General features: G+C 61.0%; 12 protein-coding genes. 10 read left to right on the forward strand and 2 right to left on the reverse strand.

All coding sequences use genetic code 11. The annotated features are described in order from the left end of the window. The first annotated feature begins 8 nt into the window (after positions 1-8). Together tlpA and NWI_RS03705 are read left to right on the forward strand one after the other, a co-directional pair. Entirely contained in the window at positions 9-680 is a 672-nt protein-coding gene (tlpA, locus tag NWI_RS03700) for a thiol:disulfide interchange protein TlpA (protein WP_011314036.1), read from the forward strand. Between the two features lie 549 nt (positions 681-1,229). Then, positions 1,230-5,603, forward strand: coding sequence for a G8 domain-containing protein (locus NWI_RS03705; RefSeq protein ID WP_011314037.1), 4,374 nt, complete (start codon positions 1,230-1,232; stop codon positions 5,601-5,603). Between the two features lie 205 nt (positions 5,604-5,808). Here NWI_RS03705 and NWI_RS17840 read toward each other — a convergent pair whose 3' ends face one another. After that, a complete protein-coding gene (locus NWI_RS17840; RefSeq protein ID WP_187148010.1) occupies positions 5,809-5,979 on the reverse strand; it encodes a hypothetical protein in 171 nt (56 codons plus the stop codon). A 303-nt stretch (positions 5,980-6,282) separates the two neighbouring features. Here NWI_RS17840 and nirB point away from each other — a divergent pair, with 303 nt between their 5' ends. The 8 genes from nirB to NWI_RS18120 all read left to right on the forward strand — a co-directional run bounded on the left by nirB (position 6,283) and on the right by NWI_RS18120 (position 15,195). Beyond that, a complete protein-coding gene (nirB, locus tag NWI_RS03715) occupies positions 6,283-8,745 on the forward strand; it encodes a nitrite reductase large subunit NirB (RefSeq protein ID WP_011314039.1) in 2,463 nt (820 codons plus the stop codon). Continuing rightward, positions 8,742-9,071: a nitrite reductase small subunit NirD gene (nirD, locus tag NWI_RS03720; protein ID WP_011314040.1), complete on the forward strand. Its 330-nt coding sequence runs from the start codon at positions 8,742-8,744 to the stop codon at positions 9,069-9,071. The genes nirB and nirD overlap by 4 nt, the downstream gene beginning before the upstream one ends. Positions 9,072-9,587: 516 nt before the next feature. Next, positions 9,588-10,214 (forward strand): glutathione S-transferase family protein, encoded by a 627-nt coding sequence (locus NWI_RS03730; protein WP_011314041.1) that lies wholly within the window; start codon positions 9,588-9,590, stop codon positions 10,212-10,214. Continuing rightward, on the forward strand, positions 10,211-11,179 hold the full coding sequence (locus tag NWI_RS03735; protein ID WP_011314042.1) for a DUF5996 family protein: 969 nt from the start codon (positions 10,211-10,213) through the stop codon (positions 11,177-11,179). The genes NWI_RS03730 and NWI_RS03735 overlap by 4 nt, the downstream gene beginning before the upstream one ends. Before the next feature lie 192 nt (positions 11,180-11,371). Then, a complete protein-coding gene (locus NWI_RS03740) occupies positions 11,372-11,581 on the forward strand; it encodes a sigma factor (RefSeq protein ID WP_011314043.1) in 210 nt (69 codons plus the stop codon). A gap of 178 nt (positions 11,582-11,759) precedes the next feature. After that, the gene (locus NWI_RS03745) at positions 11,760-12,650 is read left to right on the forward strand and encodes a FecR family protein (RefSeq protein ID WP_244374969.1); all 891 of its coding nucleotides are present in this window, start codon (positions 11,760-11,762) and stop codon (positions 12,648-12,650) included. 146 nt (positions 12,651-12,796) lie between these two features. Next, entirely contained in the window at positions 12,797-14,659 is a 1,863-nt protein-coding gene (locus NWI_RS03750) for a TonB-dependent siderophore receptor (RefSeq protein ID WP_244374970.1), read from the forward strand. Further along, positions 14,656-15,195, forward strand: coding sequence for a TonB-dependent siderophore receptor (locus tag NWI_RS18120; RefSeq protein ID WP_011314046.1), 540 nt, complete (start codon positions 14,656-14,658; stop codon positions 15,193-15,195). Before NWI_RS03750 ends, NWI_RS18120 begins: the two co-directional genes overlap by 4 nt. 313 nt (positions 15,196-15,508) lie before the next feature. On the opposite strand, the gene NWI_RS18440 is transcribed toward NWI_RS18120, so the two are convergent. Continuing rightward, the gene (locus tag NWI_RS18440; protein ID WP_283805210.1) at positions 15,509-15,634 is read right to left on the reverse strand and encodes a hypothetical protein; all 126 of its coding nucleotides are present in this window, start codon (positions 15,632-15,634) and stop codon (positions 15,509-15,511) included. Positions 15,635-15,781: the final 147 nt, after the last annotated feature.

Raw genomic sequence — 15,781 nt, forward strand, 5'->3', positions numbered from 1 at the left:
CAAACGTTATGACCGATACCCCTACGCCGCCTCATCGCGCCGAAAGCAGGTTTCCCATAGGCCCGCTGGTCGCAGTCGCCATTGTCGTGGGGGCCACGGTGGCGCTTCTGGGAATCGGGCATCTCAGGCACGCGAAATCCGCCGTTAATGCGCTGGCGCCCTGCGGTCCGGCCATGGAACTGTCCAGGAAGCTCGCCCCGCAGGCCACGGGCGAGGTGGCCTCCCTGACCATGGCGTCGAAGCCGCGTCGGATGCCTGACCTGGCCTTTCTGGATGGCGAGGGCCAACCCATGAAGCTCTCGGACTGGAAGGGGAAAACCGTTCTCCTGAACCTCTGGGCGACATGGTGTGTGCCTTGCAGAACCGAAATGCCGGCTCTGGACCGGCTTCAGGGCAAGCTCGGCGGCGATAAGTTCGCCGTGGTCGCCATCAATATCGACACCCGCGACTCCGATAAGCCGAAGGCTTTCCTGAAAGACGCCAACCTGACTCACCTCGGCAATTTCCATGACGAGAAGGCGTCCGTTTTCCAGGAGCTTAAAAGCGTTGGCATGGCGGTCGGCATGCCGACCTCGGTGCTGATCGACGGCCAGGGTTGCGAACTCGGCAATATGGCCGGACCGGCTGAATGGGACAGCGAAGACGCCATCAAGCTGATCAACGCGGCGGTGGGCTCCTAAAGCGCTTTCCGGCGGAGCGGATGACCTGTTCGCACGAACAGAACACGTCAGAACAGCGATCCGGAGCCTTGCTTCTGATTCAATCAGAAGCCAGGCTGCTCGAAGTGCCTTCGCTTCTGATCAAACAAGCGCGCGTTGCATAGGAGCCGATGCGTTCGGCTCTCAAATATGATTCGCCCCACGGGAACGCACGGAAGCGCGTGATGGCGTCGCCATCGTGAAAGCGAAGCCTGCGGACAATACCTATGGAAGCGGCCCGCACCTGCAGAAAGCCGTGAGCGGCTATTTTCAAAGGCATGTTGTCGAAGATACGAACATGTCTTGGTGGTTATGTCATACAATCCGGTTGCTTTGTCGTTTGCGTTTCTCTTAATGGATATTTCTGTTTTCGGTTTCCAATGATTGATGCGCATGGCGGCTCAAAGCCCCTCCGCGTAACAACCTGTGCCCCTACGAAGTGATACGCCTCCCCAGAGGCGAGAGAATACTTACGACTTGATTATCGCTCGGATTGACTGCGATCAGATTATTCATGGCAGGGGGTGCTCCATGCATATCGACCACGAAGGCAATCGGGTTGGCTCACGCATCGCCGTTCGCTCACGCATGACCGCCGGCCTGCGCATCGCCGGCTCCTGCGGCGTCCTTCTGTTTTTCGGACTTTCAACCTCACCGGCTTTATCAGCCAAAACCAAAGCGGCCGCGCAGCAAAACACCACGGTCACATGCTCAAGCGGATTTCTGCCGGCCGCGGGATCAACGAATAGTCCGCCTGACCTTGTGGTCAACGGCGAGTGCCACGTCAAACCCGATCAGACTTACTACTTCGAGAACGTCAACGTGCTGGACAAAGGCCAGCTCGTGTTCGACGAGCTTGACAAGACGATCAAGCCCACGGCCACCCACTTCTGGGCTCAATCGATGGTGATCGAGAACGGAGGTACGGTCGTCGCCGGGTCGCAGAGGCAGCCCTACGGAAATTACGGTGGCGTCCTGACAATCCACCTTTACGGTGCGGACCGCAACGCCAGCGGTCCCGCGCTCGGCGCGCTTTGCCGGACCGCGCAGAACACCGATACGGGCCCTTGCGGTATCCCAACTTCTGCCTGGCGTGACAACGGAAAGACCAAGCTTGCTCTGCCCGGCGGCGTCTCGGATTTCTTTTACCGTTACGGACCGCTGCACGGCGACGGCAAGTGCTCCGACGGATCGGTCTGGTCGAGCACATCGCCGTGCGATGACAGTCAAGACAAGCAGGTTGGGTATTTTGGCTATAAGGTTCTAGCCGTCTCCTATGGCGGAAGCCTCGAACTCTGGGGCGCGAAAGGCTCCTGCAATTCGATGGGCTGCTCCAATCCGCAACTTCATCCGAGCTGGACACGGCTGGACCGCTCGCTCGCGGCAGGCGGCGGCGCAGGGCCGAACGATCCGCTCGTCGTCGCCGGCGCGAGCAACCTGCGGCCGGAAAACCTCCATGTCCAGGCCGGAGATCAGATCGTCGTCACGACGACGGACTACCTGCCCGGTCATTCCGAAACCTTCGTCGTCAAGGATGCTCACACGGGAGATAACGGGAGGGGGCGGTGGCTCACGAAGATCCGTGTCGATCATGGCGCGGCATGGCCCCACAACGGCGAACGCTACGCACTCACCGACAAGCTGGCGCCGTCGCAGGGACGCCTCGATCTCGATCCCGATCTCGTCAAGAACGGCGTCGAGACCCGCGCCGCTGTCGCTATCCTCAATCGCAGCATCCGGATCGTATCCGGAGGAGACCGGCCGGGCGAGGAGTTTCCGGACTCGACACCCGAGAAGCCCTGCGTCGCCCAGGATGGCAAAGGGCCGTGCTATTCGCTCGGCGGTCATGTCGTGTTCCGGCAGGGATTCAAGGCGGTGCACGTCAAGGGAGTCGAATTCAAGGAGCTAGGGCAGGGCGGGCGGATGGCACATTATCCCGTCCATTTCCATATGGCTCGCCAGACGCCGGAAGGAACCTACGTGCAGGATTCGTCGATCAATGAATCGATGACCCGCTGGATCGTCCTTCATTCCACGCAAGGCGTCATGATTGCCGGCAACGTCGGCTACAAGTCCATCGGCCATGGCTTTTATCTTGAGGACGGCACAGAGACCGACAATATGTTTTACGGCAACCTCGGCATTCTTGCGCGTGCCGCTGTCGCCAATGAACAAAATCCGCGATCGATCCCGGGCATCCTCGCCGCCAACGAAGACAAAAAACCCGTCCCGAAATTTCCGTTCCTGACCGACTCGGCCTATCCGTCGGTGTTCTGGATCACGAACGGCTGGAATGAGTTCATCGGCAACATGGCGGCCGGCGCAACGGCCTGTGGATCGGCCTACTGGTTCGTCCCGGTTTGGAACAGCGACAGGCCGGACGTGATGACCCCGAATAACAGCCTTGATCAGCGGCATATGAAGTGGTCGGGTTATGCCGGTCTGCAAAAAGACGGCGCTTATCGAGGCTCGACGCCGCTCAAGGCGTTCGTCGGAAATTTCGCCACGTCGACGATGATGTCGTTCCAGACCACGGGCGACGCGCCGGAGTGTTCGGGCGTCCTCAAGCCTGCGTCCCGTGCGGCGCAGGATAAGACGGCGGATGCCGCGCAGGGCGGCGCTGCCACCAATGCTCTGGTCGCGGTTCGCAGCCTTGCGCCGGATCCGAACGACAACGAGGCTGACGATCACTATTATCCGCATGCGGTCGGCGGAAACCGGCACGCGACGGCCTGCAATAGGAAGGACGACGGCACCTACGATTGCGAGGGCATCAAGTTTTGCGATCCGGGCCATCCTGAAAATTGCGCGGTGACCGTCATCGACAAGTTCACGTCGATGTTTCACTGGGCCCAGCACAATGTCGCGGCGATCTGGCTGCGCAATCAATGGTATCTCGTCGTCAACAGCGTGCTGTCGGATGTTCAGAACGGCGGCCTGACTTTCATCACCGGCGGCGATTATACCCATGCGTCGGTGATCCGCGGCTATTGGGCGCTCGCGCGCAAGAGCGTTTTCATCGGCCATTCCCAGCCGCAGGACGACGCCCACGCCTTCGCGCTGGACGCGGGGCCCTTCAACGCGCGTTCGAAGCTGCGTTGCGACTGGCAGGTGGCGGGTCTTTCGCCGAGCAATTATTGCCTCAGCGCGAAGGAAGGCGTCTCAATTCCGCTGATCAATTTCGACTCGGGTCAGCGCCTGTTCAACATCTACGATGGTCCCGCCTATCAGGATTCCAACGCCTACCTCGACATCACCAAATCAGACTGTCCCGTGACCGGATCGAAGACCGATCCGGGCTGCATGTATGGCTCAGGCGTGGTCCTGGGCGTCACCAAGGATCCGCTGAACGGGCAATGCTATCTGCCGAACGCCGCCATCGGCTGGAAACAGAACAACGGCTTTTTCTATCCGCCGGCTTTTCACTCGGCGAATCTGTTTTTCAGCAATGTCGACATCCGTCATTTCGTATTCGATCCCCTGTTCAAGGCGCCTGACGGCGTGGCGGAAAAACAGGATTTCGGTCAGGGCGGCACCTATCTCACGGCGACCTCCGGCCCGAACGCGGTGTCGAACTTCTATTGCACCTCGACGGACAACATGTTCGACGGCTGGAGCGGCATTGACCGCCAGACCGAGCTTACCGATGACGACGGGACGCTCACGGGACTCATCAGTTCGAAGCCCGGCGGTGAGACGGTGTCGATCAACGAGGATCAGTTCTTCACGGCCAAGCTTGAAACCTCCGAGTGTAAATCGAACCTGAGGGTCAGCCCGTCGCTGGTATGTCCGCAGAAGCCGCTGCCGCCCGCGTCGACGCCGTCGACCGCGAAGACGAGTCCCTATGATTACGTGGCCACGGCGATTGCACCGGGGTGCTCGGAGAAGTCCCCGCCCGATCCGTCGAAACCCTATGGCCGCTGCGGAGACACGCCCGATCTCGGTCAGGGCGGAGACTGGTCGAGCGAGTGCTCCAACGGGGCCTGCTACGGCGTTCCGCTTTACCGTCAGTACCTGACCACGACCGAACTGGGCCATTGGCAGACGAACGGCTGCGCCGCCAACGCCAATACGCCCGCGTGCCGCTGGCCTTTCATGCGGATGGGCGGCCAGAACATGTATCAGCGCGAAACGCTGACCGTGAACAACGGTGTCTACTATGTCGACACGTCCGTCTCCAAGACCACTCAGAACACGGAGAATTATACGAAAATGCCGCAGACGCGGGACGTGAATGTCTTCGCTCCCGGCCAGACCTATTACATGTTCTTCCTCTATGCGAAGCCGAGCACGGCCCAGACCTACCAGATCTATGTCGGCGAGGGCTTTGATACGGGAACAGTGAAGCCCGTGCGCGGAAGCCTGGCGACCGCGCCGATCAAGTTCAGCCCGGACTCCGCGCCCAATGCGGGGAAGTGGTTCACCGTGAAGGGCGTCTCCAAAGGCGTGCTCACGATCGAGACCAATTTCGCGGCTCAATCCGAGCTTGATCCGCGGCAGCAGAAGAACGGCCTTTGCGGCCCGGCGACATTCTGCGGCTGGAAGGCGGACGGAAGCTGCGGCTCGAAGCTGGCGAGCGCCGATCCAGGCAAGGAGCCATTGCTTCTCGCCGATCCGGCACTGGGCAAGGAGGCGGACGCCGTTTGCCGGACCTGGGCGGTCAAGGACCTCGATTGCCCGGCAGCCGGATGTTTCGGGTTCGCGTTTACGCTCCCAGCCAATTTCAAGGCGCAAGACCAGGGGCAGGCGGCACGCCCGACGCCGGCCGCCTTCCCCACGACCGGCGAATTCGCGACGCGGTTCCTCAACACTAAAATCGTTCCCGACAACGCAAGCCATGCGCGGGACGGAGTCGAGACGGAGTGCTTCTATCCGAGACTGCCCGGAAGTTGCCCGGCGAAATAGCTACAGCCTTTCGCTCCCGATTGAATCGGGAGCGAAGTTCGTTGCTATGGGACGGAGGTTACGCAATCGGCCGGACAAATCATCGCGTCGGCGCTTCGCGCGCGATATTCCGTTGAGTCTCGTTCTTGAATTTCAGATTGACGCGAACTTTCTAAAATAAATAGGCCGCCCCAAGGGCGGCCTATTGCCGGCTGAAGCGGTCCAATCAGGTGCCGCCGCTGTATCCGGTTTTTTCCTGACCTTGAGGATTCTTGTCGGGCATATCTTCCTTGACCGCCTTTTTGATCTCGGACTTGCGGGTGCTTTCGCCCTGTTCGCCCGGCTTCTTGCCCTGGTTGCGCTGGTCGTCCTGATTCTTCTCATTCGGATTCGTCATTGAAGTCTCCTTGGGGTTGCCAGGGTCAATGGGTTCCGTTCTGGATTGGTTCCTAAAACTTTTTCGCTTGCGATCGAAAGCGCTCGGGTTTCCTGACTGAGGATTGTGGGTAGCCTTCGCTGCTGCGTTGCACAAACTTTCGGCACCGCCTGCTTCCATAGCGAGCGATCGTGCGCGCTCATTCCTACGAATGGTTGATGTGGCGGCGTTCTGATAGCGGCGTGCCGTATTTTCAGGTCTGGCACAGGTCTTGCGTAATCGTCCGTGACGGCTCTCGCTATCTGAGGACGGAGCAAGATCGAGATGAACAAGAAAGAGAAGCTCGTCATCGTCGGCGCGGGCATGGCCTCCGGCCGCATGCTCGAGCATCTGTTCGAGGCTGACCCTGAACGTTTCGATGTTACGCTTTTCGGCGCGGAGCCGCGCGGAAATTACAATCGCATCATGCTGTCGCCGGTGCTGGCGGGCGAGAAGTCGTTCGATCAGATCGTCACGCATGACGCGGCCTGGTACGACGCCCATCAGGTCGAATGCCGCTTCGGCGAGACGGTGACGCGCATCGATCGCGCCGCGAAGGTGGTGCACTCGGCGGGAAGCGAAGCTCCTTACGACAAGCTTGTGATCGCGACCGGATCCGCTCCCTTCATGATCCCCGTCGCCGGGCGGGACTTGCCGGGCGTCATGGCGTTTCGGGACTATGACGATGTTCAGGCGATGGTCGCCGCCGCCGGGAAAAAAGACGCCAAGGCTGTCGTCATCGGCGGCGGCCTTCTCGGACTGGAGGCCGCGGCGGCGCTCAGGCTGCATGGCATGGAGGTGGTGGTTCTGCATCTGATGGGCCACCTGATGGAGCGTCAGCTGGATGCGGCGGCGGGCTATCTCCTGCAGAAGGAGCTGGAGAGCCGCGGCATCAAGATTCATTGCAAGGCGCAGACCAGTGCGATCCTCGGACGCGGGCGCACCGAAGCGGTTCTGCTCGATGACGGCACCCTCTATCCCGCCGATATCGTGGTGATGGCGGTTGGCATTCGTCCCGAAGCGCGGATCGCGACCGATGCGGGTCTCCATGTCGAGCGCGGCATCGTCGTGGACGACCGGATGCTGACGTCCGATCCGGACATTCTCGCCCTCGGAGAATGCTGCGAGCACAACAACATCTGCTACGGCCTCGTCGCGCCGCTCTATGATATGGCCAAGGTCGCGGCGAAGACCTTGACAGGAGTTGAAGCGACGTTCCGCAGCGTCGACACAGCGACCCAGTTGAAGGTGACCGGCGTGAGCCTTTACTCGGCGGGCGACTTCGCCGACGCGCCTGACCGCGAAGATATCGTGCTGCGGAATTCCGGCGCGGGAATCTACAAGCGGCTCGTGCTGAAGGACAACCGCATTGTCGGCGTGGTCCTTTACGGCGATACCACGGACGGCGCCTGGTACTTCGATATGCTGCGCAAGGGGACGGATGTCTCGGAGTTGCGCGAGACGCTGATCTTCGGTCAATCCCGTCAGGGAAACGCGTCCCTCGACCCGATGGCGGCGGTCGCGGCCTTGCCGGATGATGCGGAGATCTGCGGCTGCAACGGCGTTTGCAAGGGCGCGATCGTCTCGGCCATCATCGCCAGGGATCTGACATCGCTCGACGACGTACGTGCCCACACCAAGGCGTCCGCCTCCTGTGGGTCCTGCACGGGTCTCGTCGAGCAGCTCATGACACTGACGCTCGGGGACAAGTACAATCCCGACGCCGTCCAGCCGGTGTGTGGCTGCACCACGCTCGGACATGGCGATGTCCGGCGGCTGATCAAGGCGAAGCGTCTAAAGACCATTCCCGCCGTGATGCAGGAACTGGAATGGAAGACCTCATGCGGCTGCGCGAAGTGCCGGCCGGCGCTCAACTACTATCTCGTCTGCGACTGGCCGGACGAATATGCCGACGACTACCAGTCGCGTTTCGTTAACGAGCGTGTTCATGCCAACATTCAAAAGGACGGCACCTATTCGGTCGTGCCGCGCATGTGGGGCGGCGTCACCAGCGCGAAGGAATTGCGCGCCATCGCCGACGTGGTCGATAAATTTCACATTCCCTCCGTGAAGGTCACGGGCGGCCAGCGTATCGACATGCTGGGCGTCAGGAAGGAAGACCTGCCTGCGGTATGGGCCGATCTCGGCAGGGCCGGCTTCATCTCGGGTCATGCCTATGCCAAGGGCCTGCGCACGGTGAAGACCTGCGTCGGGTCGGACTGGTGCCGCTTCGGCACGCAGGATTCGACCGGGCTCGGCATTCGTATCGAGAAATTCATGTGGGGTGCGTGGACGCCGGCCAAGGTCAAGATGGCGGTCTCGGGTTGTCCGCGCAACTGCGCCGAGGCGACCTGCAAGGACGTCGGCGTGATCTGCGTCGACTCCGGTTATGAGATCCATTTCGCCGGCGCGGCGGGCCTCGATATCAGGGGCACGGAAGTTCTGGGACTTGTCAAAACGGAAGATGACGCGCTGGAACATATCGTGGCGCTCGTCCAGATGTACCGCGAGCAGGCCCACTATCTTGAGCGCATCTACAAATGGGCGAAGCGCGTCGGCCTCGACGAGATCCGCCGCCAGATTTTGGACGATCCGCAGAAGCGCAAGGCTTATTTCGATCGCTTCGCCTTCAGCCGCAAGTTCGCGCAGGTCGATCCTTGGTCTGAACGCGTGTCCGGCAAGGACAAGCACGAATTCCGGCCGATGGCGACCATCGGTTTTCCGGTGGCGGCGGAGGAAGCATTATGAGCTGGATTGCGATTGGCGGGACGGAGGATATTCCGCTTCGCGGCGCGCGCTGCGTGGCGACGCCTCTAGGGCGGATTGCGGTATTCCGCACTGTCGAGAATCGCTTCTTCGCTATCGAGGACCGCTGCCCGCACAAGGGAGGTCCTCTGAGCCAGGGCATCGTGCATGGTGCTCAGGTCACCTGTCCGCTGCATGGCTGGGTGATCTCGTTGGAGACAGGCAAGGCGCAGGGCGCTGATGAGGGGTCTGTACGCACCTTCGCGCTGAAGGTGGAGGGTGGAAAGCTCCTGATCTCCTCGGACGCGCTCGTCAGCATGACCGCCTGACGCGAAGCGACCTGCCGGAGGCGTCTGGTGACTGGTCGGTGGTGTTTGGCAGGCAAAGACCATGTTCACCGCGTGCGCCGAACAGTCCGGCACTGCCTCCGACAGTTGCCAATGACGGCAGAGTCACTCCCTGACGAAAACCGGAACTGAACAGTTTGTACTGTCCCATTCTTGTTACTTGCCTCTCGGATCGGTGGTGTACAGGGTACAGAAGCCCCAGCGTCTCATTCGTCACCTTTTCAGATGTGGCCATCTTTCTTTCACATGGATGCGGTGTTTGAGCATTATCGCTTCTGATTGAATCAAAAGCGAAGCTCTCGATTGTTGTTCTGACGCGTTTCTTCACGTGAACCTGTATCCACTTCGCTCGAAAACGCTATATTCGCGGCGGTGGTCAGCGTCACCGTCACCGTCACCGTCGCGGTCGTGGCCTTGTCCGGATTTTGAGACGCCGCATATGACGCGACTGGCGTAGCTCGCGCATCCGAAAACCCCAGCACTGAAGGAGAATCTCAGATGCCGACCCTCTACACGATGCCTGGCACTTGCTCGCTCTCGCCGAACATCGCCGTCGCGTGGCTCGACGCTCCGGTCGAGATTCACAACATTCCTTATGGCGACCAGAAAAAGGAATACTACCTGGCCATCAATTCTCGGGGACAGGTGCCGGCGCTGCGCTTCGAAGACGGGGACGTACTGACCGAGGCGGCGGCGATCCTCGCCTGGCTTGGCGCGACCCATGGTAAGGAAAGCCACGCTCCCGGTAGCCGGCTCGGCCGCAAAGAAGCCGAAGCGCTGGCCTACATGACGTCGGAAGTTCATGCGGCTTATGGCGGTCACTTTAACACCCAGAAGTTTGCCGAGAGCGCGGCGGCGCAGGAAGAGGTCAAGCGCAAGACCTATGAGAAACTCGCCGGTCACTATGAGCGGTTGAATGGCGTCCTGAGCGAGAATGGCGGCGAATGGTATCTCGGCCAGCGCTCTTTCGCCGACACTTTCCTTTATGTGCTGACGCGCTGGATCGAGAAGACGCCGCTTTCGATTGGCGATTATCCGGCGCTGAAAGCGTTCCGCGCGTGCATGGAAGCGGACGAGGGCGTGAAACAAGCCCTTGCGCGGCAAGCCATGGAGCCGATCGGATGAACGAGGACGAGTCGGACTGGCCCGCTCTGCCCTATGGCGATTGGGCCGAAACATGCTCCGCCCTCCATCTGTGGACTCAGATCGTCGGCAAGTATCGGCTCGCGCATACACCCTGGGTCAATCACTCCTGGCACGCCACGCTTTACGTGACGCCGCGCGGTCTGACGACGGGAATGGTGCCCGACGGCAGGTCGGCCATCACCTTAACCTTGGACTTCCACGATCATGCGCTGATCGGCGAAACGGCCGACGCGCGTGAGAGCTTTCCGCTGGAGGCAATGAGCGTAGCCGACTTTCTGCGCCGGACGAGCACGCTGGTCGAACGGCTTGGCGGGCGGATGGATATTCATGGCGCTCCGAATGAGATCGCCGATGCGACACCCTTCGCGCAGGACACCGCGTCGCGGCCCTACGACCGCAAGGCGGTCGAGCGGTTTCATCGGGCGCTGGTGCAGATCGATCGCGTGTTCGCGCGCTTCCGCACCGGCTATCTTGGCAAGGTGTCGCCGGTGCATCTGTTCTGGGGCTCGTTCGATCTGGCTGTGACGCGTTTCTCGGGCCGCAAGGCCCCGCGTCATCCGGGCGGAATTCCGGCGCTTCCCGATCCGATCACGCAGGAAGCCTATAGTCACGAAGTATCCTCGGCCGGGTTTTGGCCCGGCGGCGGCGGGGTGGATGAGGCGATGTTCTACTCCTACGCCTATCCGGCGCCCGATGGCTTCGCCGACCGCCCCGTCGAGCCGGCGGCGGCCCGCTTCGACCGGAAGCTCGGAGAGTTCGTGCTGCCCTATGAGGCGGTGCGGGCCAGCGCCGATCCTGAAGGCGAACTCACGAGGTTCCTGCAATCGACCTACGAAGCGGCGGCGGATCTGGCCGGGTGGGACCGGCAGGCGCTCGAATGCGACCTTGGCGTCCCACGGATCCCCACAGGTCATTCCAACCTTAGAGGGAGTCTAAACACATGACATTGCATGGGAATTAACGCTCTCATAAGGATAGGCCCGCGGTAGCAAGCAGGAAGGCGCGCCGGCGTCTCCTTTAGGCCGGAGGCTCTTATTCGTGGCGTTCGATGTCCAGGATCTGTTTCGGAGGCATAGCCAGGAGCTGAAACGCTTTCTGCGCCGCCGGGGCGCTCTGCCGATACCGCCGCCGATCTGATGCAGGAGACCTTCCTGAAGCTCCTGACCGCGAAGCCTACCGCGCCGGTCGATAACGTGCAGGCTTATATTTTTCGTACCGCCAACAACCTGTCGATCGACCTCGCGCGCCGACAGCGGTTGATGCCGCTGGTCGATAACAGCGACGACGTTCTCAACCGCCTTTCCGCTTCTGACAGAATCAGAAACGGCTCTATGATTTTGATTTAACGCGTTTTCTTCACGCGAACCGGTGTCCACTTCGCTTGAAAACGCTCTAGGATTTGGCCGGCTCCGGATCGTATCCATGGCCGTCCGCGAGAGGAGTCTGCCTGATGGTGGCCGATCCCGATTGGAGCGACGACGAGGATTTCGGCGGCACAACCTCGACAAGATATCGCGGGAAGCCGTGGCGTGGTTCGCAATCATGCACGCCGATCAGGTCGCGAAATCCGATCAGCTTGCCTTTCGCGCCTGGCTTCGACGGGACGAGCGTCATCGCGTGGCCTATGCGGATATCGAACGTCTTTGGTCGGGAGCTTCCGAACTTCCGGTCGTCAAATCGCGTCGCCGCGAGAAGCGGATCGCCGTCACGCGGCGAACGTTCGGCGCGGGCATGCTCGCCGCCATGGCCGGCGGCGGCGGCTGGGTGGCGTATCAGCAGCATCCGTTCGCGGACTACCGCACCAGTGCCGGCGAGCGCAGGACGGTCAGGCTCGCCGACGATTCAAGCGTGGACATGGCTGGCGCGACGGCGTTGTCCGTCGATTTCAGTTCCAAACTGCGTCTTGTCACGCTGCATCGGGGAGAGGCTTATTTCTCGGTTGCGCCGGATACGTCTCGCCCGTTCGTGGTCGAGGCGGCGGCGGGCCGCACGATGGCCGCCGGAACCGCGTTCAACGTCGACTATGTTTCCGATGACGACGTGCGCGTCACCGTTGCCCAGCATGCTGTCGATATCCGCGTCGCCGCGGAGGGGGCGCGGCTGGATGCCGGATCGCAACTGACCTACGGCCGCGAAAGCATCGGCCCGCCTCAGGCGATCGATCCGGCTTCGGAGCTTGGCTGGCGCGACGGCCGCCTGATTTTCATCTCGCAGCCGTTCGGGCGGGTCGTCGCGTCGCTCAATCGCTGGCGGCAGGGCAGGCTGATGGTGATGGAATCGGCGTTGGCGGTCCGCCCGGTCACCCTGATCGTCGATCTTCAGAAATCGGGGAATATTCTCGCCACTCTCGAAGACACGCTCCCGATCCGGGTCGTCAACGTCACCCCCTATTTGACGCTGTTGTTCGCGGCATGAGCAGATTTTTTCTCCGGTCCATCTGATACCGGCGGGATCGCTTCGTCTGAACGAGTGAGGAGCGCGGAATTAAGGCCGACGCTCATTTGTTCAGGGGAGCGGGGGCGATGGCGGGGCGGAGTGTTTCAGGAGTTGCGGCGATCAGGATGGCAAGGTTGCTGGCGTCGATATCGTTCGCCGCCTTGTTGTTGCCGTCTCAAGCCGCATTCGCGCAAACCGCGCCGTCATCAGCGCCATCGGCGGGCGCGCTTCAACAGTCGATCACCTTCGCCATTCCGCCGCAGTCCTTGTCGAGCGGCATCGTGGCGTTCTCGCGCGCGGCCGGAATCGATCTCGTTTTTGACGGCGCGGTGCCGCGCGGCGCGCGCACGTCAGGCGTCTCTGGAACGTTCACGGTGCGCGACGGCGTCAACCGGTTGCTTGCGGGCACCGGTCTGTCGGCGCGATTCACCAATGCGCGCACGGTGCAGATCGTCAACCCTTCCGCGGCGGGCGGCGTCAGCGGCGCGGCTCCGTCAGGCGCGATCTCGCTCGACACCATCGACGTGCAGGGCGAGACCGCGTGGGGGCCGGCGAACGGTTTCGTCGCCAGCCGCAGCGCCACCGCCACCAAGACCGATACGCCGATCATCGAGGTGCCGCAGTCGATTTCGGTGGTGACGCGAGATCAGATCGAGATACGGAGAAACCAGACCCTGAACGAGACGCTGCAATACACGCCGGGTGTTTTTGCCGAGTCGAGCGGCATGCAGCACAGTGGGCCGACGTTTCAGATACGAGGTTTCAGCGCCGTTCCCGCGGACGGGCCGATATTCCTGAACGGGTTGCGCACGATCAATAACGGCGATATCGAGCCTTTCGGATTGGAGCGTATCGAAGTAATGCGCGGCCCGGCATCGGTTCTCTACGGGCAGAACCAGCCCAGCGGCGTGATCGCTCTCGTCACCAAGCGCCCGACGGAAGGACCCGTTCATGAAGTCCAGTTGCGGGGCGGCAGTTTCGGCCAGAAGAGTGGCGCTTTCGACTTCGGCGGTCCGGTGACTGAGGACAGAACGCTGCTCTATCGCTTCACCGGCCTGTTGCGGGAAGGCGGTAACGGCATTGATTTCTCAAACGATCAACGCGCGTTCGTTTCAGGCGCGGTGACGTGGCGCCCCACGGACGCGACAGAACTCACGGCGTTCAGCCTCTTTCAGAAAGACAAAGGCAGATGGAATTACGGCCTCCCGGCGCAGGGAACGGCGCTGCCGAATCCGAACGGGCGAATCCCGGTTACGCGCTTCATCGGTGAGCCTGACCTTGACTACAATGTAACGGAACGGGCCGTCGTCGGATACAACCTTCAACATCGCGCCACCGAGAGCCTCACCTTCAGGCAGAATCTTCAGTACGCGCGGGAAAACTGGGACTATCGCAACGCCACGCCGATCGGTCTTCAAGCCGACCTTCGTACGCTCGACCGTAGCTACGAAACCCTGCGTGCGAGTTGGGACACTTTTGCGATTGACAACCAGGCTGAACTGAAGACTACGACCGGCGTCCTGCACCACACCGTGCTGTTCGGTGTGGACTATCGATGGCGACGATACAATTCTCTTGGCTTATGGGGAGGAGTTGCTTCTCCGATCGATGTTTTTGCGCCTGTCTATGGCCAACCCGTTCTCATTTCGGCTGACAATTATGGATCTCGTCAAACTCAAAATTTCCCCGGCATCTACCTTCAGGATCAGATCAAGCTCGACCGCTGGATCCTGACTTTCGGCGGACGCCACGATTGGGCGGAATCCAAGACCGTCAATGCCTTTAGTGCTGCAGTCACCAATCAGAACGATCGGGCCTTCACTAGGCGGGCCGGGCTTGGCTACGAATTCGATAGCGGAGTGGTCCCTTACGTCAGCTATTCCGAGTCCTTCATGCCCGTTTCTGGAACGACGTTTGACCAGGTGCCGTTCAGGCCGAAACCGGAACGCAGTACGAGGCAGGCGTCAAATACCAGCCGCATGATATGAACCTGCGGATTACGGCCGCCATTTATGATCTGAGGCGCAAGAACGTTACGACACGGGATCCGGCGCACCCGTTCTTCAGCATCCAGACCGGCGAGGTCACCGCGCGGGGTTTCGAATTCGAGGCCGTGACCAGCCTGACCAGTGGCCTGAGCCTTACGGGCGCTTACGCCTATAATGACGCCAGGGTGACCGAGAGCAATGACGCCAATCTGGGTATGCGCCCGATCCGAACTCCGCAACATCTTGCATCGGTCTGGGCCAATTACACCATCCACGACGGCGCGCTGAACGGTCTTACCCTTGGCGGAGGCGTGCGGTATGTGGGGGCGAGCGCAGGCGATTTCATGAATACGTTCTATGCGCCCGCCTATACGGTGGTGGATGCGATGGCCCGTTACGACATCGACAGCTGGCGCTTTTCCCTCAACGTCACCAACCTGTTCGATACGCAGTATGTCGCGGGGTGCGGGTATATCGGCCAGTGTAACGTCGGACGCGTGCGCACCGTGCTCGGCAGGGTGAGCTATCGCTGGTAGCGGACAGTGTTTGCGGCGGCGACGCCGGCTCGCCGCAGCAACCGAAGTATGTTTGTAGGCGGCGATAGATTCCCGGAGCAGGTCGGCTTCGCTGAGTATGAATTCCGCGATTCGATGGCGACGCGCGAGGTCTGCTCCCGAAAATGACCTGCTCCTGAAAGAGCGGCACGCCGAAGCGTATTGTCCAACACATCGCGCGGATGGCGATCGTGCGGCCTTGGCCCAGGACGACATGGTGCATCCCTGTCTGCGCCGTGAGGACTGGAGCCGGTCCTGTCTCCAGACGCGCTGAGCGTTACGGGCGCTGAAGCTTCTAGAGCGGGATGAAGAAAAGTGTGTAGCGGTTTTCCGCCCGCATCTCGCGTCTCAAAATATTGGAAGCGATCACGATGAAGACGGCGACGGTGTCCTGGCCGTGAATGGCCTGGGGGAACCGCAAGACTCGTCTCGTTGAGAAACCGGCTACGCGCTCATCTCAATCGGTCTTGTGGTGCGCCTATCCGGCGACGAATCGAACCAGATATTCGCTGAATTAGCCCAATGGGAGCAAGTCCTTAAGGATACGTCGCTCGCGCGACCTGCGCCG

Origin of the sequence: Nitrobacter winogradskyi Nb-255 (assembly GCF_000012725.1) — a bacterium.
GTDB classification, from domain to species: domain Bacteria; phylum Pseudomonadota; class Alphaproteobacteria; order Rhizobiales; family Xanthobacteraceae; genus Nitrobacter; species Nitrobacter winogradskyi.

Coding starts and splice junctions, on each gene's coding strand:
- tlpA (WP_011314036.1), top strand. CDS start 9: ATGACCGATACCCCTACGCCGCCTCATCGCGCCGAAAGCAGGTTTCCC.
- NWI_RS03705 (WP_011314037.1), top strand. CDS start 1,230: ATGCATATCGACCACGAAGGCAATCGGGTTGGCTCACGCATCGCCGTT.
- NWI_RS17840 (WP_187148010.1), bottom strand. CDS start 5,979: ATGACGAATCCGAATGAGAAGAATCAGGACGACCAGCGCAACCAGGGC.
- nirB (WP_011314039.1), top strand. CDS start 6,283: ATGAACAAGAAAGAGAAGCTCGTCATCGTCGGCGCGGGCATGGCCTCC.
- nirD (WP_011314040.1), top strand. CDS start 8,742: ATGAGCTGGATTGCGATTGGCGGGACGGAGGATATTCCGCTTCGCGGC.
- NWI_RS03730 (WP_011314041.1), top strand. CDS start 9,588: ATGCCGACCCTCTACACGATGCCTGGCACTTGCTCGCTCTCGCCGAAC.
- NWI_RS03735 (WP_011314042.1), top strand. CDS start 10,211: ATGAACGAGGACGAGTCGGACTGGCCCGCTCTGCCCTATGGCGATTGG.
- NWI_RS03740 (WP_011314043.1), top strand. CDS start 11,372: ATGCAGGAGACCTTCCTGAAGCTCCTGACCGCGAAGCCTACCGCGCCG.
- NWI_RS03750 (WP_244374970.1), top strand. CDS start 12,797: ATGGCAAGGTTGCTGGCGTCGATATCGTTCGCCGCCTTGTTGTTGCCG.
- NWI_RS18120 (WP_011314046.1), top strand. CDS start 14,656: ATGAACCTGCGGATTACGGCCGCCATTTATGATCTGAGGCGCAAGAAC.